Here is a 16672-nt window from a genome sequence, read left to right on the forward strand (position 1 = left end):
TCTCTTTGGAGACCTGCGCGAGCGAGATGTGCACTTGCTTGAGCTCGGAGGTGAGCGTGCGCAACGTGTCCTGCGGCGTGTCGCCATCGGCCGCCGGCGCCGAGGCCTCGACGCTGGGCGTGGGCACTGCCGTCATCGCCTGCGGCGCAGGCGCTTCCTTGCCCGAGCGAAAGATCGTCACGATCGCAAAGAGCACCAACGCGCCAAGCAGGATGTAGGGAATCTTGTTGCCTTTGAGGGACAGGGCCATGACGCGCTCCTAGAGGGATTCTGCAAACGGACGGTCGCTGACCAGATACACCGCCGTCGTGTCATAGCCGGATCCGGCAGCGCCCATACGCACGTTCTGGAAGGTCACCGCATGCCAGCGGCCATCGACCTCGCGCGGATCGAGCTCGTGGGGTTGCGTGCCCCGGTTGATCAAGCGCACGGCGGTCACGTAGTAGTCCCCGCCGCGCCAGCTTGCGAGCGGCTCGGCCGCCACGCGGGCGCCGCGGTAGAGGTGAGGCAGGGGCAAACGATCAACCGCGACCTGGTGGATGCCCTCGACCGCCGCTGTCAGGCGGCGCGGCGCATAGATCTGCTTGGCGGCAAAGCGGGTGAGCATCACCGGGTCGATCACCGGCTCACCCCCCAGTACGGGGTTCTCGACCGGCTCGGCCGCGCTGGGAAAGTGCACCTCAATCGGCCGCGCTGCACTGGCATCGGCTTTGGCGCTGGCGCCAATATCGAGCAGGATCGCCTGGCCGGTCTCCACGCTCTCGGCGAGCACGCGCACCGGCTCGAAGGGCGCCAGTGCAGTGAGGTAAGTCGTGCGGCCGAGCACCTGCGTGCGCAGACTGTTTCCAAGCATGGCCGGAATCCCCAGGCGCATGGGCATCGGCAAGAGCAGGATGCGCTCCTGGTTCACCGCGAGCTGGACGCGAATCGGGGTGCGGTCCCAGGTGCGGTGATCGGTGTTGCCGACACTCGCGGAGCGGATCGGCGCCACCTTGGGTGCTGCGGCACGCGCGCTTTGCGGGGCCACGCTTGCCCGCAGCGCGGGGGCGCGCTCGCTCGCTGCACTCGTCCCCTGACTGGGCGCAGTGGCCGGGGCGTTGGCGGGCGCCGCAGTAGCCGTCGCGCCCAAGGGCGTCGCAGCGCTGGCCGGCGCAGCGGCTTCGCCAGCGGGCGACTGCGGATCGGCCGCGAGCACCACCGGGTCCGCGCTGGGCGTTGTAGCAGGGTCCGCAGCGAGCACCGGCGCAGCAGAGAGCGAGAGTGCGAGCAGGGTGCTGATCAGGGTCGGGTTCGAGGTCATGGCGCTCACTTGATGATCGAAAAGGACTTCTCGGCAGGGGCATCGGCCGCACCGGCAGCCGCTGCCTTCTCGGCGGCAAGATCGATGACGCTGGGCGGGTTTTCCTTCGGGCTGCAGTCGATCGCCAGCCCATAGGCGTTGGTCTGCGGATCAAAGCGGTAACGGATCACGCGCAGGGGCCAGCGCACATAGACCTGCTTGACGGGCTGGCCATGCACCGTCTCCTGGATCTCGGTATCGAGCGTCACGAGCCAGACGCCACGGGCGAGGCGCTGCACGCGATCGGGCGTGAAGCTGCGGTCGACCATCTCGGAGAGCACGCGGGTGCGCTGCGAGAGCTCGCCGCGCCCGGCGCGCAGGTTCATGTGGTCGGTCAAATGGTCCTGACAGGAGGGCGTCAGGTAGGGCGACATGGCGAAGATCTGTGTGCCAAAGTCAGTCTGGCCGTTCTTGGCCCAGCGATTGACCTGCTGCCAGATGGCCAACGTGAAGGCGTACACGTTCGGTGGGGGCACCTCGCCCGGATGCACCACCGCCCCGTTGGTCAGATCCGGCGGAATATGCAGATCCATTGAACTGGGGGCGCGGCGCAGGCCGTCGATCGCGAAGGCGGTGACCACGAGCAGGCCGGCGATGATCGCCCACTGCACCTTGATCAGCATGCCCGCGTTGTCGAGCGCATTGAGGAATCGAGACATGGGGTGGCCTTGTGCAATCAGAGGCGCTCGCGGGTGGAATGGATATCCCACGCACCGCTGCGGTGAATCAGACGCAGGCGCCAGATGCCCCGGCGGCTGAGCCAGAGGCGGGCGCGATGGATATAGAAGTGGTCGGGTCGGCCGCGCTTTTGGCGCTGAAACCAACCCGCCCCAAACCAGATCCCGAACAAGTCACCCAGCATCACCATGCCCAGGAAGTACAGCGGCTTGCCGATGCTCACAGCGATCACGATCGACAGCGGCAGGTTCACCACCGTCAGCACGGCCGCAAGCTGCACCAGCTCACTGTCCGAACAGCCCCGGAAGATGGGAGGCTCGATGTTGACGCGATCTGCAAGCAGCATCGCGTCGTCATCAAAGTCTTGCTGGGTGCTCATCAACGGCGTCGCTTACAGGATGGTGGCAGCGGTGTTGAGCAGGTACACATCGAGCACGGCGACACCGCCCGCGCCCACTGCGTACAAGCCCACCGTGCCCCACTCGGCTTTGCCGGTGCGCGCTTCGTTGAACTTGGCGATCAGACCCCAGGCGAGCCAGAGGAAGGCGCCAGCACCGAGCGCGAGCCCCAGGACGATGAAGCCATCCTTGAGGTAGCCCTGGATCAGCCCGAGCCAGTCGCCCGCACCGGGGTTGGTACTCGGTGCCTTTTGCGTGGGCAATGCAGCGACGGCGTTCTGGGTGCTCAGCGCGAACCCGGTCAGGGTGGCGGTCAGAGCGATGAAGTGGGCGCGCGCACGCGCCAGTTTGTTACGTACTGCGGCAAGCAAGGTTTTCATGGTGGGTATCTCCGGGTGGTGGTGGGTACAGCGGAACAACTTCAGTGGATGAAATAGAGCAGGACGGAAGCGAGCACGGCGCCGCGAACTAGGTAGGTCATGAACTCCCCCTGGTCGAGCGTCCGCTCCTGCCACTCGCGAAAAAGGGCGAAGGCGAGCCATGCAAGCCACAGCAAGAGCGGCGTGGCCAAAGCCATCGCCACCACGAGCAGCACCGCACCGGGTTGTTCGCCGGAGGCGGCTTGGAAGGCTGCGGCTTGGGTCGGGCTCACGCGTGCGCTCCGCTTAGCGCCGGTAGTCGCCGGAGAGCGGCGCGACCGGGCGCGGCTGCCGTGGGGCGTCCAGGTGCTCGTCCACGCCGCGCTTGATCAGCTCGATGTCGCGCGAGAGCAGCGCGTACTCAAAGCGCACACGCGCGGCCGGATCGGCTTGGCGCGCAGCGGCGCGCACGAGCTCCTGCACGCGATCGAGTTCATGCGTGATGCGCGCAAGCGCTTCACGCTCGGCGTCGGCATCGGCGCCCGCGTGGGCCGGGGCGATGAGCGCGCCGGCAATCAGGCACAGGGCTAAGAGGCGTCGGGTCATGGGTGTTCTCCTCACAGGTACTTCTTGAACTTGGCGGCCATCAGGCCGATCACGCACGCCATCAGGACGTAGCCGATCAGCACTGCGGTAACAGGGGCGAGGCCAGGCAGTGGCCAGGCGAGATAAACGGTGAAAGCAAGCGTGGAGAGCGGCCACAGGTAGCGCTTGCTGTTGTGATAAATGAAGCTCGACTCACGGCCGCCGCACCAGCGGCGCACGTCGCGCCGCGCGAGCCCATCGGTGAAGGTCACGCACAGCGCGACACCGAGCACCGGCAGGGCGAGGAAGGCAATCACCAGGCGCACCGCAATGTCTTGCAGCAGGTAGTAGGTCGCCGCCAGCGCCGGCCCCATCCCGGCCAGCAGCCCCTTGAAGGAGACCGAGAGCGGGCCTTTGCCCTGCGCTTGTTCGGCTGCCTGCGGTGCAGCAGCCACCGCGCCGAGCACCCGCGTCATGCCGCTGTATTCGCTCACCAGAAGCGCCGAGGACTGCGCCAGCAGGAGCGGATCGCGCACGCCCGGCAGCGCCGAGCGCGTGAAGGGTTTGAGTGCGGCCAGGTCCGCTTCGAGCAGGCTGCGCGCACGCCCCGCGCCCTCCTGCGGCCAGAACCACGCCAGGCCCGCCCAGTGGATCGCGCAGCCGAGCACGATCGCCATGAAGGTGGCGACGATCAGCCCCGAGAGGATGCTGATGAGCGGCGTGAAGGGGCCGGGCTTGGCCGGGCGTGCGGCAGCGGTTTCAGCCATGGCTGGGCTCCGAGGCACGCGCTTGCGGCGCCTTGACCGCACTGGCCACACTGACCGCAGGAGCGGGCGCTGCGGGCGGCGTGCCCTCGCTGACGGGAGCCCCCACCGGAAGGGCAACGGTCAGCATCCGCTCCCAGTCCGCGCTAGTTTCCCGGCCGGCATTGGCCGGCTCGTCCGGGTCTTGTTCGGGCGTAGCCGCGCCGCTGGCCTCGCCCTGCGCCTCGTGGTCGTAGCGCTCGCCTTCGACCGTCAGGCGATCGGCGCCCGCCGTCCAGTTCTCAGCCGTGCGATAGCGCGCCTGCATGTCGATCGCGATCGCGCGCAGCGACTCGGGCATCATCGGATCCGCGTCCTTGGACGGCAGCGGCATGCGGATCTTCCACAACTGACCGCCATTGAGGATCGCGAAGGCCTGGCCCTTGGGCAGACTCATCACATCGGCCGGCGTGAGCATCGGTACCCGAGTGGCCCCCACGCGGTCCTCGTTCTTGGACGTGAAGTGCGTGCCGTCGCCAGCGCCGGCCGCATCGGTCACGCCCGAGACGGTGGTCAGGGCGCTGACCGAGACTTCCGGCAGGCCATCGGTGAGCAAGCGCGCGGTCTCGACGTTCTTGACGCGCAGCATCGCGAGGCTGTTGAAGTTGCCTACCACCTGCTGCGCTTTGGCCGCGTTTCCGATCTTCGCTTCGATGTCCTGCAGGGTCTGGGTGTAGGCGGTCACTTGGAAGCCGGCACCGCCGGCCTTGTTGACCATCGGGATGAACTCTTCACCCATGAGCTCATTGAACTCGTCCAGGTGAAGGTTGATCTTTGGCCCCGGCCCCGCCGAACCATCACTGCGCCCGCCGTCAATGCCGACCTTGTAGATCTGGCCAGCGACTGACACCAGGTCCGCAAACATCGAGTTGCCAACGGCCGAGCCCACTTGCGCATCCGAGAGCGCATCGAGCCCGACATACACGATGCCGCGCTGTCTGATCACCTGCATCCACTCGAAGATCGGGCGGCTGTCCGTCAGATCCAGATAGTCCGGTGAGAGCAGCGCTGCGGTCTTGCCGGTGGTGAGCTTGTCGAGCAGCGGGCCGACGCTGGCGATGATCTTGTCGAAGAAGGCGCGCTCATACTTGAAGGCGGCCGCGAGCCCTTCGAGCACGGGGTCGTCGACCGGGTAGGTGCGCATGTATTCGAGGATCGCGACGAGCTCAACGGCGCGGTCCTGCAAGCTGCGCGCGACCGGGATCTTCTTGCCCTCGATACCGGCGATGATTTGCTTGAGCCGCGTTTCGCCATTGACACGGCGTAGCGCGAGCTCGCCGTACTGGCGAAAGAGCGGCTCAATGTCGGTGAAGTGCTTCTGCATCTCCACGTAGCTGGGCTTGCGGCCCAGCGCGACCACCGCCTTGGCGATTACGTTGGAGAAACGCCAGGCGAACTCCTTGAAGGCTGCGCTATTGCCCGAGTTCGGCAGGGGCGACGTGAGGCGGGTCGCGACCTCGGTGATGCGCGAGAAGGAGCCGATGCCGTTGTAGCGGGCGGAAATCTCCGGGTAGCCCAGATGGAACATGAAGAACTGGTCTTCACGGCCGGCGCGCTTGGCTTCGGCCCACATGCGCATCATCAGCTCGGCGTCGCCCTTGGGATCGATCACGATCACCACGTCGCCGCGGTGGATGTCCTGAGTCACCAGGATCTCCAAGAGGCGCGTCTTGCCCACCCGTGTGGTGCCCACCACCAGCATGTGCCCGACGCGCTCGCCCAGCTCGGCGAACACGTCGCGCTCTTCGTCCATGCCGACGCCGTGCAGATGCGGCGAGCCGCCGACCTTGGCAGGCGGGGGCGCCGGGTTCCACCAGGCATCCTGCGTGGTCAAGCGCGCGAGCAGGCGCGCGACCGTGTCGCGATCCTGGCGGTCCTCGATCTGGCGGAAGAGCTTATCGAGCGAGCCCGGCTGCAGGTATTCCTGCGCGCTTTGTTCGAGCGCGTCAGTGAGCCGTTGCGTGTGCTTCTGGGTCCAGTTAAAGCCCCGTCCCAGGTACATACGCTGGGGCGAGACCGGCATATTCGAGGGGCGTATCTCAAAGCGGGGCAGGCGGCGCATGTTGCGCTGATAGCGCAGCACGCGCACACCGGCCTTGCCCCGGTAGAGCGCGTAGCCGTAGAGCGCTACGGCACAGCCCGCCCCGACAGTCGGTTCGAGCATCAACGCCCAGGGCGCGGCGGCGCAGAGCGTGCCGGCGACCGCCCCCATCGCGGCGACGTTGAGCTCGACCGGCGGGCGCAAGAGCCCTTCAAGGACGGCATCACTCATTGCGCGAGCCCTCCATTGGGGAGGATCACGATCGGATAGGTGGTCAGGCCGTATTGCCCGGCCAGGGCATCGGCTGAGGCAGGCAGGACCGGCAGAGCGCCCGCGATGCGGCGGATCTGGGTGTAGGTGGCCAAGTCGGGCACTTCCACCAGTTGGATCGCAGCCGATTGGGCATTGAGCCAAGTCACCCGGCGTTTGAGCCAGGCGATTGAGTACGGATCAGAGCCCATCAAAGCCAGGGGCTGAGCCAGTCGGCCCGGCATCTTGAGCGGCGCGCGCGCCTCAGCCTGTCCAGCACGCATCGACGCGGTGCGCACAGGAAAGACGGTGAGCTCTGCCGGCGCGTCGGGGCCGCCCTGGGCGGCTTCCTCGACCAGCGCACCAGCCATCGGTGCAAGGTAGCCGGCAACCGGAACGGTCTGGCCGGAGTCCTGCAACACAATCAAGCCGTTTGCCGGGGTTGCAGCAGAAACGGGGCCGCACAGCACACTGGCCACGATCAGCGAGAAGCGCGCGAGCCTAGACATTGGCGACCTCGCTCACGAAGCGAAAGACGCTGGCGGCATAGGCGGCGCCCACCTGAGGGTCGGCATTGTGGTAGCGCGCCACCGCCAAGGCCCACTTGCCGGTGGCGCGATAGTGCTCGGCGAGGATGCGCGCGCCGGCATCCAGGTTGATGAAGGGATTGACCGCGTGCGCGGGCGAGCTGAAACGATGGGCGTGGTAGCGCCAGTGCACCTGCATCAGCCCGATGTCGATCCGGGTCTGACCGCGTCCGAGCTCGTAGAGGACGCGTGAGAGGCACGCACTTTCGGTCTGCGCACGGTAAGGCTCGCCGGCGATGTTCAGCGTCCAGGGCCAGGGCAGCAGCGTGCGCTGCTCGCTCGTTTTCCACAGGCGGCTTGACTCCTGCAGCGCAACCCCAAAGAGGATCGCGGGCGGGATGCCATGGCCGTTGGCGGCAACGATGTAGTTCAAGGGCACCACGCGCGGAGCACGCGCCCGCGCGCCCTTGGCTTGCGCCGAGCTGGGCATGCCCAGCGAGCTGGCCGCGAGCGTGCCGGCGAAGCCCGCGAGCAGACGACGGCGCTCAAGATCGGCCATCACCGCTCACCCTTGGGCGCTTGGCCAAAGCCCGGCTGCGGCTGCAGGCGCCCATCGCCCTTGCCGAAGTCCATCACCTTGATATTCGGGTAGAGGCGGAAGATCGCCGCTTCCCGCTCGCGCTCGAAGGCAAGCACCCTTTCGGCGTCCGCGACCATGATCTTGGCGAGCATCTCGGCGTACTTGCGCCGCTCCGCGTCGTCGCGGGCGTGGATGCCCAGCACCTCAATGGGGCTGATCTGCGGGTTGGAGACTGAGCCACGATAGCCGCGCATCAGGAGCTGAAAGCGACGGATCTCATCGACCGTGAGTCCCCAGATCTGGGACATATCACGCGTGGTCTGATCCACCACACCGCTGTTTTGCTGGGTGCTGCTGCGCGTGCTGCTGGCCACTTCAACCGCATGGGCCGGCGCGAGCAGCATGAGCGCGAGCGCGCCCGCGCCCAGCGTCCCACGAACGCGAGCGGCGATCACTGCGCGCTCTCCTGAGGCAGCGCGGAGAGCTGCGCGCCCGTCGCGCTGGCAGCGCCCGTGCTGCCCTTGGCTTCACGCCGACGAAACACGGCAGTCTGGCCGTGGGCGTCGGCGCGTTCGAGCATCGCATCGCCCACCTTGTCGCCAGGGCGTGCAAATTCGATCTGGCCGCCCACCTTGACCGCAACGACCGGCTCGCCATTCCAGGTGTCGACACCCAGCACGCGCGAGGCCTCCGGCGGGGCCGCCGCGATCGGACGGGCAGGGCGGGGAGCGGGGCGGCGCACCGGCTTGGCTGCTGCCACAGCGGGCGCCTTGTCGGCCTGCGCGCGCAGCGCGCTGGTGTCGGTCCCAATGGCCGCCAATGCACTGATCACCTGGTCCAGCTTGCGCTGCACCTCGCTAAGACCTTGCTGCAAGGCGGCATCCTGTGCGGCGCTCTTGTCCATGCGCGCTTCCAGCGCATTGAGCCGAGCGGAGAGCGGGTCATTCTCTGCGGCCTGCGCGGACGCCAGGGCGCCGCGCTCTTGAACAAAGCGCAGCGCCGTGACGCCCACGGCCGCGAGGATGCCGAGCAGGGCAACCCACATGAAGAAGCGCAGGGCGCCAGAGCGGCGAGGCGAACGGCCAGCGGCCGCATCAATCGGGGCGGTGGTCATTGGGCAGCTTTCTCTGAGGCAGGCAGCGGTGTTTCGCTGATAAGGGCGGGGGAAGGGGCGGTGAGGCTTGAAGCCAGCGGCAGTGCTTGGGCCGGCGCGGCGCCCTCCGGCTGCACCTCGCTGACGTGGATGCGACGTGAGGCCGCTTCGGCGCTCAGCACATAGCCCTCGCCGGCAAGGGTCTGCAACACCGCCAACACGGTGTAGGGACCGAGGGTGCGATGGGACTCAGGCAGCGGCTGACGCAGCAGCTCGGCAAACTGAGGGTTGCCCACGGCGTTGGGCGCGAAGCGGTAGCCGGTGCGCGGCAGGATGTAGGCGATGGCATCAGCCACGGTGCGCACCTCCGGTCGCGGGAAGGAGACCTTGATCACTGCGCGCAGTGGGTCGCGCTCCGAGGCGCTCGGGGTCGCGGCGACACTGGTGTAGCGGGAGACGCGCAGCGCGTCTTGCTCGGGCTGCCCGCCCGCAAAGGCTGGGGCGTGAAGCACTAGAAGCGCGATCGGCAGGAAACGGCGCATGCATTTCTCCTTGGTGGAAAAAGCCCCCGACGCTTGCGGGGGGGAAGGCTGACAGCAGTCAGGCCAGTCACGTGCCGAACTGTAAAAATCTGTCACAGGCGCCGCCACCGAAAAGTCCGGAAACGTTTACCGGCTTTTCGCTGGACGCATTTGTCATAGCGCGCTAAAGTGGAAGGCTTTGCCAAAAATGCCGGCCGGGTAGTGCTGCAAGCGCACGCGGTGGGGCCAAAGGCAAGCCAGCTCGGGGGAGCTGGCCGCTTGAAGGGGTTACTGGCCCTATCGAAAGGCCGCGCCAGCCCCTTGAGGCTGGGGCTGGCGCAAAGGCATTACGGGGAAGGGCTACCGACTACGGCAAGGGCTTACAGGGCGTGATGGCCTGCGGCTATCACGAAAGGCGTGCGCTCGCAACCGAGAAGTCGGTTTTTCGGTATCGTATTTATCGGTGTGAGCAAAAGGCGAAAAGCGCCAGAATCGCCACTCGCGAAACCGGCCTTTGTGGCCTGCCGGTCTCACATTGCTGCAGTACGCCGCAGTCCGGTATTGAAGCAGGCCACCTCTCAAACGTCAGAATCCGCCGTGACCGCCACCATGTCCCGATTGCCTCCCCTGTCTGACGAACGTGAGCAGGAGCGACGGCAAGCGACGATGACCATCGCCTTGTTCCTGGACGCCCTGGGCGAACCAGGCTGGCGCACGGTCGTGCTGCAGTGGCTCGCACAATACGAGGGCTTGGAGCGCTACCTGTGGCCTGAGGACGATGCGGCCGTGCAGGTGCAGAACCTCTTGGCCCGCTACACGGAAGAGGGCCATCTGCCGGATGCGGAAGCCTTCGTAACGGCCCTGACCGAGCTGCCACACTGCTTTTACAAAGCCAGTCGCAACGGCAAGCGCTGGGATCCGCTGAACCAGACCTTCGCCGACTTCGCCCAAGGCGAGCTCGTGGATGTGTGGTCCTGGCCTCACCCCGAGCCGAGCGCTGCAACAGTGCAGTCCTGGTTGTTGCTCAAGTATTGCCAGACCCAGACGCAAAGCCAGTCGGGGGGCAGTTGAAGCATGTTCGCCAAGGTCTTGGGAGAGCTCACTGCTGCAGCCAGATCCAGCTTTGCGCGCCTCACAGCCACAGCACCGGCGGCGAGCGCCCCGGATCCAGCCCCGAGCCCCCCACCGACGCTGGCCCAACAGCGCGCCGGCTCTGAGCCTGGCTGGATCCGCGTGCTCGCAAGCGAGGCCTTGCTGAGCAACGATGCACAGACCATCAGCCAGATCTACATCCAGTCGCAACAGTCCGATGCGATGTTCCAGCGCGACTTGCTGCCTGCGATCCACCGATACGCGAGCTTTGTGCAGTTGCTGCCCGCCTCCGAGTCGCATCACCACGCGCACGTCGGGGGCTTGCTCGCGCACACCCTTGAGGTGATTGTCGCTGCGCTCAAGCTGCGCAATGGCCAACTGCTGCCGCGTAACGCCACGGCTGAGGACATCGCCAAAGAACGCGCGGCCTGGAGCTACGCGGTGTTCTTTGGCGCCTTGCTGCACGACATTGGCAAAGTGCTCACCGACTTGCGCATTGAGGGGCGGGACGCGCAGCGCACCACGCATCGCTGGATGCCGATGGCAGGCGGCATGGCCAGCGCTGGCTTTACGGAGTACCGCGTCGGCTTCACGCCACGCGCTCAACGCGATTACGCCGCACACAAGAAGCTGCCGGTCGCGCTCTTGCTCGCGATGGTGCCACCCACGGCACTGGCCTTTCTCGGGCGTGAGCCCAAGGTGTACGAGGAGCTCGTGGCCTTTCTCTCCGCCGAAGAAGCGGCCGAGAAGGGCGCCATTGCGCAGATCGTGCGCCGCGCTGACCAGTTCTCGACCGCGCAGAACTTGGCCAATGGCTCGCGCGAGCGCTTTGCCTCCGCTCACGCCGTACCGCTGGTCGAGCGGATGATGGAAGCGATGCGGCGGCTGCTCGCGCAAGGCACACGCCTGCCGCTCAACCGCGATGGCGCAGCGGGTTGGGTGTTCGATGGCGCGATCTGGTTTGTCGCCAAACGCGTTGCGGACGAAGTGCGCGCCGAGCTGCTGCGCGCTGATCCAGAGGATCCGGGCGTGCCGGGCGTGACGAAGAACGACCGGCTCTTTGACACCTGGCAGGACTACCGCGTCATCGAGCTCAACCCCGAGACCAAACAGGCCATCTGGTACGTGCGCCTTGAGGGCGAGGGCTACTGTCACACCTTCTCGATGCTCAAGTTCCCGCTCGCGCGGATCTGGTCTGATCCAGCCGGCTACCCAGCCTCAATGGACGGGCGGATTGTTCCAGTCAGTCGGGATCAGGCGAAGGCTGAAACAGTTGCCGACGAAGGCGATCCCAAAGAGACCTTCGAGGCGGACGCGCCCGCCGGTGTGGCCGCGTCGATAGCCGTGCCTGAGGCTGCGCCCTTGCCACCGGCACCTGGCGCACCCCCTGGCGCATTGGCTGCCGAGGCTCATGAGGCATTGCTCGACGCGGCCGAGGCGGCGCCAGCCATGCCGATGGCGCCGCCGGCCGCGCCAAGCGCGCCGCCACCGAGTTCGCGGCGCCCAAGCGCAGTGCCGCCGCCACGCGCGCCGGGCGCGGCGCGCAACAAGGCGTCCAGTCCCAACAACACGGCGCCGAAGACGGAAAGTGTGCCAGCGCCAACGCCTGCGCCAGCCGGACCCCGCACTGCGCCAGTCAAGGGCAAGCCAATCGGTGGGATCTTGCGCCAGAGCTCGCCAGAGCCCGAATACGGTGCTGCGCGCACCCCGGCCAGCGCGCCCGCGCCGGCCGCCAGCGTGCCGCAGGCTGCGCCAATGCAGTCCAAAGCGCCAGCGAGCGAGAGCGAACTGCTCGATGAATCAGATGCGGCGGTCGCTGCGCCAGTCTCGGCGCGCAAGACGCGCCGCCCCAATGGGATGGCTTCTGGGCCAGTTCAGGCTTTTTCCACGCCACCGAAGATGGCGAGCGATGCGGAGCCGGATCCTGCTGCAATTGCTTTCATGAGCTGGCTGCAACAAGGCATTGCCGATGGTGCGATCAAGTACAACGAGGCCGGCGCGCCGGTGCACTTCGTGCAAGAAGGCATGGCCCTGGTGACGCCGCGCATCTTCAGGGACTTCGCCACGCAGTGCTGCGAGGAAGCGGCCGAGGCCATGACGGTGCAGCGCCTGGTGATTAGGGCGCGCTGGAATGTCATCGGCCCGGAGAACTCGAACATCCTCAACTATGCCGTGGTCGGCCGTGGCGGTCAGCGCGTGGGCAAGCTCGCGGCGGTGGTGATCCAGCACCCCGAGCGCTGGGTCAACCCGGTGCCGCCGGCCAACATCGCGATCGTTCCGTACATCCAAACCACTGCATCGGCGTGATTTGCGACTTGTTGTGTTGACAACGGCGTAGGAACGAGAGGATTATCGTCGCCAGCGGAGCGAACAGTTTGGTCGCGGTCAGCAAAAACGAGGTCTTGCACCCCGTTTTTTTAGGCTCTCGAACCCCGCATAATCTGTATAATGACAAGCGCATATTTCACGGTTTGTCAAGAGGCAGATTTCGGGTGAAATTAGGTGTTTATCGTTCGTTAGTCAATTGACTGGATCTCACGTGTAGTTGCTCCGATTTCCTATCCTGGGAGATTGGGCATGACAAAAACACGCAGTCACACAAGTCAGCAGGGCAACCGTAATCTCGCCAGCGCGGCGGGGTGCCGGTCATGATCGTCTTTACGGTTGTCTCAACCAAGGGCGGCGTCGGCAAGACCACGATCGCGGCGAATATCTCGGCGCTTCTCGCCGATCTTGGCTTCCGAGTGCTCATGATCGACGCGGATGTTCAGCCGTCGCTCACGCGCTATTTCCCCATCGCTCACCGTGCCGAACACGGCATCACCGAGGTGGTCAAGCGGGGGGTCATCTCTCAGGATTGCATCAGCAACATCGGCTTTCCTGAGTCAGAGAGCGGGCGCCTCAATCCCAATGGCTGCCTGGATCTAGTCGTCTCCGACGCCCCTGAGGGCGCCTTGCAGGACTGGCTCTCGCAACGCATGGATCGCGCCGTGCGAATGAAGAAGGCTCTGCGCAGCCCATTCGTCGCGGAGAACTACGATGTGGTGCTGATCGACACGCAGGGGGCGGTGGGCCATCTGCAAGACACGGCGGTCCTTGCGGCCGATCTGCTCATCTCGCCCGTGAGCCCCGACATCATTTCCGCCCGCGAGTTCACCAGCGGGACGCTCGATCTGCTCAAAAAGCTCGAAACCGCCGAAGAGATCGGCATGAGCGTACCGCCAATGCAGGTGGTGATCTACAAGCTGGAGAAGACGCGCGACTCGCGTTCGATCGCCGACACTATCCGCAAAGAGCACGTCACTTTCCGCGGTCGGGTCAATGTGCTGCGAACCGTCATTCCGCATGCCGTCGCCTACAAGAACGCGGCAACGGCCCAACTGCCGGTGCATTGGATCAATCCCGATCGCGCAGGCCTCACGATGCACGATCTGGTGTGGGAGTTGATCCCCAGCCTGCAAAACGTTGTCGCAGAAGCCTGCCAGCCCTTCGCTGAAGCAATGCTTGAGCAAGCAGAGAGCGAAAGCGAGCCCACCGACAGCGAGGTGGCGTCATGAACGCGCGCTCGAAGAGTCCAGGTTTGCCGGAAACGGTGACCGTAAGCGAGGTCGTGCGTCGGCGGCCCCCGCGTATCAGCCTGACACCGGCGGATCTGTCCGCCAAGATGAACGCTCCCGGCCCGGCCAACGCCGCAGCGGGCATGAAGCCCGGTGACGACTTCGATGGCTCGGTCATGCGCTTGCGCTGCACGGACATCAAGCCTTACGACCACAACCCGCGCTCGTCCACCAACGCCAAGTACAGCGAGATCAAGGCCGGAATCCTTGAGCGCGGGGGGCTGCCCACGGGATCGCTAAGTGTCACCAAGCGCCCCGGCAGCAGCCAGTACATGCTCTACATGGGTGGCAACACCCGCCTGGCCATCATCAAAGAGCTCTGGGAAGAGACGGGCGATGCGCGTTTCGAGTACCTGGACGTGTCATACAAGGCTTGGAAGTCCGAGAGTGACACGCTCGCGGCCCACTTGATCGAGAACGAGGCGCGCGCGGACACCCTCTTTTGGGAGAAGGCGACCGGCATCATCAACCTGCGAGAGCAACTGCAGGAAGAGTCGGGGAAGGTCATTACCTCGCGCAACCTTGAGGATCACACCAAGTCGCTGGGCCTGCAGGTTAGGCAATCTCTAGTCATCACCTACGATTTCGCGGTGGAGAACCTCGCGCCCTTGGCGCTGTGGCTCACCCACGACAACGTGCGCGTGATCAAGGCCCGGTACGCCCAGCTCGAAAAACTCGCCACGACACTGCACGATCTTGGGCGCTTTCGCGCCGAGTACCCCGCTCGGTTCTCTGCGCTCCAAGTGCAAGCAGCCGCCGCACTGGAAGCCGAGCAGGCAAGCCGCAAAGGCAATGACGACGAACGCGGGCAGGTGGCCTTGCGCGGCGAAGCGCTGGAGTCGCTGCTGCATGCGATGGACGCCGCGCTCGGTCAGGCACTGGGCCTGACCGCTGACGCCCGCCGCATCGGCGAGGTCGCGGCCTATCTGAGTGCCAATCCTTCGACTGAACTGGCTCAGTTGCGCGCCATGCTCGACGCGCCGGCCATGCCGGCGCCCGAGCTGAGCACCGCTGCGCCCCCCTCTTCGACGACGAGCGCAGCGCAAACCGGAGCCCTGCTGCGCGGTAAGGCCAAGGCGAGCAAGCCTCCTCGCGGCGCAAGCGTTCCGCCGCTTTCGGCCGCAAGCGAAGCGCCTGCGCCAGTAGGCGGCACACCGGGCGCAGCAGCGCAAACGCAGGCACCCTCCGCACCCTCCGTTGCGCCCAGCACGCAACAAAGCGCGCCGGCGCCGCTCTCGGACGATGATCCGGCGCTCGCCTTCGATCAGGCGCTGTTTGATTTCGCCCAGACCACGCACATCGCTCATTGGCTGCGGCCGGTGGACGGCCCGCCACTGGGCTTCTACCTGGAGCTACCGGCCACCTTGCCGATCGAGGCGGCCGAGGATCCCCAGTACGCCTCCTTTGATCAGATCCCCGAGGACATTGCGATCCTGCGGGCCGCTGCATTCCGCCTCCTGGCATCGCTCTCGGGGCAGTTCGGCAGTTCGCTGCCCGGCCATCCCTCCAATGCCCGCGAGTTTGCCGAGCGCCTGCCGGCCGACTCGCGTTGGCGGGCCGCTGTGGAAGCCGATTCCTTGGGGCCAGAGGCCTTCAGCATCACTTGGGAGCACCAGATGCTGGGCACGATGGAAATGGACGGCACGCCCACGATCAACGGCAAGGATCTGCACAAGATTCTGCAACACCCGCTCGCCGGCAATCAGTGGTGCCTGCTGCAGTTCGCCCTGATCGAGTTACTCGCTGCGCGAGGAGGCCAATGATGAGCATCCCAGTCGATGACGACGGACTCAAACGGGCATTGCTGGACTACCTGATCCGCATGATCGCGGACGGTCACATTGATCCACTGCTCGAAGCGGGGCTCTCGCCCGAGCTGCTGGACGATCTGCGCAACCGTCCGGTGCGCGACATCCAGAAGGTCGCCCAAATGTCGCTGGGCGTGATGCTCAAGCTCGAACCGACGAGCTTGAGCACCGCGCTCATGCGTCTGGATGCGATGACACGCAATCAGGTGCTACTGGAGTACTACATCAAGAACGGAGCTGCGCCGGATCTGCTGACGCGGCTGTTCAAGGTTTCGGACGCCGATCAACGCGCACTGCGCGAGATGCTCTGTGGCGACAGCGGGCGCCGTGGGCGCCCTGCCATGCCCGAGCCGAGCGAGCGGGAGGCGATTCACGCCACCTGGTCGCGCCTTGAGGGCACCAGCGAGGATGCACGCGAGCAGTACTTCTTGCTGCATCAAGCGCACCCGGATCACTCGATCGCCACGCTCTGGGCGGTCGTGCATGAGTTTGCCGATGAGCAATCCGGGCGAGGCACCCATGCACTCGCCAAATAGCGCCTACAGCGCGTTGCAAGACGATGCACAAGGCCTCTCGCCGGGTTTGCTATTGGAGTTGTTCGGGCAAACGCCGATTGCCTTCCACCCGATCTACGTCGATATCACCGGCTCCCTGACCGCCGCGCTCTGGCTCGCTTATGCCGCCTACCACGTGGCCGAATGCGGCACCGATGCAGACGGCTACTTCATCAAGAGCCAAGAGGACTGGGCGCGTGAGACGCGCCTGACGCGACGTGAGCAGGAGAGTGCTCGCGCGCGGCTACGCGAGCTCGGGCTCTTGGAAGAGCGCCGGGGACTTAACCAACCCTTGGCTTATCGCCTGGTCACAGCGCGCCTGGTCGCGCTGCTCGAAGCGCACTGCAATGCCCAGCAAAGCCTCACGGCCGACGCTGGCGAGCTGACTGCGGCCGATTCATCGAGCCATGGTTCCCCACGTCGCTGAG

The 16672-nt window shown here is 65.8% G+C and carries 20 protein-coding genes; 6 read left to right on the forward strand and 14 right to left on the reverse strand.

Annotated features, from left to right (window positions below):
• The 14 genes from OPU71_RS18350 to OPU71_RS18415 all read right to left on the reverse strand — a co-directional run.
• A partial coding sequence (locus OPU71_RS18350; protein ID WP_267729516.1) for a hypothetical protein occupies positions 1–250 on the reverse strand: 250 nt, incomplete at its 3' end.
• 9 nt (positions 251–259) lie between these two features.
• On the reverse strand, positions 260–1300 hold the full coding sequence (locus tag OPU71_RS18355; protein WP_267729594.1) for a TIGR03749 family integrating conjugative element protein: 1041 nt from the start codon (positions 1298–1300) through the stop codon (positions 260–262).
• 5 nt (positions 1301–1305) lie between these two features.
• Positions 1306–1998, reverse strand: coding sequence for a PFL_4703 family integrating conjugative element protein (locus OPU71_RS18360; RefSeq protein WP_267729517.1), 693 nt, complete (start codon positions 1996–1998; stop codon positions 1306–1308).
• 17 nt (positions 1999–2015) lie between these two features.
• Positions 2016–2396 carry a TIGR03750 family conjugal transfer protein gene (locus OPU71_RS18365; protein ID WP_267729518.1) on the reverse strand — a complete coding sequence of 127 codons (381 nt, stop codon included), beginning with the start codon at positions 2394–2396 and terminating at the stop codon, positions 2016–2018.
• A gap of 12 nt (positions 2397–2408) precedes the next feature.
• A complete protein-coding gene (locus OPU71_RS18370; RefSeq protein WP_267729519.1) occupies positions 2409–2795 on the reverse strand; it encodes a TIGR03745 family integrating conjugative element membrane protein in 387 nt (128 codons plus the stop codon).
• Between the two features lie 41 nt (positions 2796–2836).
• The gene (locus OPU71_RS18375; protein WP_267729520.1) at positions 2837–3067 is read right to left on the reverse strand and encodes a TIGR03758 family integrating conjugative element protein; all 231 of its coding nucleotides are present in this window, start codon (positions 3065–3067) and stop codon (positions 2837–2839) included.
• A 13-nt stretch (positions 3068–3080) separates the two neighbouring features.
• A complete protein-coding gene (locus OPU71_RS18380; RefSeq protein WP_267729521.1) occupies positions 3081–3380 on the reverse strand; it encodes an RAQPRD family integrative conjugative element protein in 300 nt (99 codons plus the stop codon).
• Positions 3381–3391: 11 nt separating this feature from the next.
• Positions 3392–4126: a TIGR03747 family integrating conjugative element membrane protein gene (locus tag OPU71_RS18385; RefSeq protein ID WP_267729522.1), complete on the reverse strand. Its 735-nt coding sequence runs from the start codon at positions 4124–4126 to the stop codon at positions 3392–3394.
• Entirely contained in the window at positions 4119–6434 is a 2316-nt protein-coding gene (gene traD, locus OPU71_RS18390; protein ID WP_267729523.1) for a type IV conjugative transfer system coupling protein TraD, read from the reverse strand. Before traD ends, OPU71_RS18385 begins: the two co-directional genes overlap by 8 nt.
• Positions 6431–6961: a PFL_4695 family integrating conjugative element protein gene (locus OPU71_RS18395; RefSeq protein WP_267729524.1), complete on the reverse strand. Its 531-nt coding sequence runs from the start codon at positions 6959–6961 to the stop codon at positions 6431–6433. Before OPU71_RS18395 ends, traD begins: the two co-directional genes overlap by 4 nt.
• Entirely contained in the window at positions 6954–7538 is a 585-nt protein-coding gene (locus tag OPU71_RS18400; RefSeq protein WP_267729525.1) for a transglycosylase SLT domain-containing protein, read from the reverse strand. The genes OPU71_RS18395 and OPU71_RS18400 overlap by 8 nt, the downstream gene beginning before the upstream one ends.
• Entirely contained in the window at positions 7538–8014 is a 477-nt protein-coding gene (locus OPU71_RS18405) for a hypothetical protein (RefSeq protein WP_267729526.1), read from the reverse strand. Before OPU71_RS18405 ends, OPU71_RS18400 begins: the two co-directional genes overlap by 1 nt.
• Positions 8011–8673: a hypothetical protein gene (locus OPU71_RS18410; protein ID WP_267729527.1), complete on the reverse strand. Its 663-nt coding sequence runs from the start codon at positions 8671–8673 to the stop codon at positions 8011–8013. The genes OPU71_RS18405 and OPU71_RS18410 overlap by 4 nt, the downstream gene beginning before the upstream one ends.
• Positions 8670–9194: a hypothetical protein gene (locus OPU71_RS18415; protein WP_267729528.1), complete on the reverse strand. Its 525-nt coding sequence runs from the start codon at positions 9192–9194 to the stop codon at positions 8670–8672. Before OPU71_RS18415 ends, OPU71_RS18410 begins: the two co-directional genes overlap by 4 nt.
• 576 nt (positions 9195–9770) lie before the next feature.
• On the opposite strand from OPU71_RS18415, the gene OPU71_RS18420 reads away from it, so the two are divergent.
• From OPU71_RS18420 to OPU71_RS18445, 6 genes are all read left to right on the forward strand, one after another.
• On the forward strand, positions 9771–10244 hold the full coding sequence (locus tag OPU71_RS18420) for a hypothetical protein (RefSeq protein ID WP_267729529.1): 474 nt from the start codon (positions 9771–9773) through the stop codon (positions 10242–10244).
• 3 nt (positions 10245–10247) lie between these two features.
• Complete coding sequence (gene mobH / locus OPU71_RS18425; protein ID WP_267729530.1) at positions 10248–12572, forward strand: MobH family relaxase; 2325 nt, start codon at positions 10248–10250, stop codon at positions 12570–12572.
• Between the two features lie 341 nt (positions 12573–12913).
• The gene (locus tag OPU71_RS18430) at positions 12914–13822 is read left to right on the forward strand and encodes a ParA family protein (RefSeq protein ID WP_267729531.1); all 909 of its coding nucleotides are present in this window, start codon (positions 12914–12916) and stop codon (positions 13820–13822) included.
• A complete protein-coding gene (locus OPU71_RS18435; RefSeq protein ID WP_267729532.1) occupies positions 13819–15645 on the forward strand; it encodes a ParB family protein in 1827 nt (608 codons plus the stop codon). The genes OPU71_RS18430 and OPU71_RS18435 overlap by 4 nt, the downstream gene beginning before the upstream one ends.
• Positions 15645–16226 carry an STY4526/YPO1902 family pathogenicity island replication protein gene (locus tag OPU71_RS18440; RefSeq protein ID WP_267729533.1) on the forward strand — a complete coding sequence of 194 codons (582 nt, stop codon included), beginning with the start codon at positions 15645–15647 and terminating at the stop codon, positions 16224–16226. Before OPU71_RS18435 ends, OPU71_RS18440 begins: the two co-directional genes overlap by 1 nt.
• Positions 16210–16671, forward strand: a complete 462-nt coding sequence (locus OPU71_RS18445; protein WP_267729534.1) for a hypothetical protein — start codon at positions 16210–16212, stop codon at positions 16669–16671. The genes OPU71_RS18440 and OPU71_RS18445 overlap by 17 nt, the downstream gene beginning before the upstream one ends.
• Position 16672: the final 1 nt, after the last annotated feature.

This window comes from Niveibacterium sp. 24ML (genome assembly GCF_026586805.1).
Classification (GTDB): Bacteria; Pseudomonadota; Gammaproteobacteria; order Burkholderiales; family Rhodocyclaceae; genus Niveibacterium.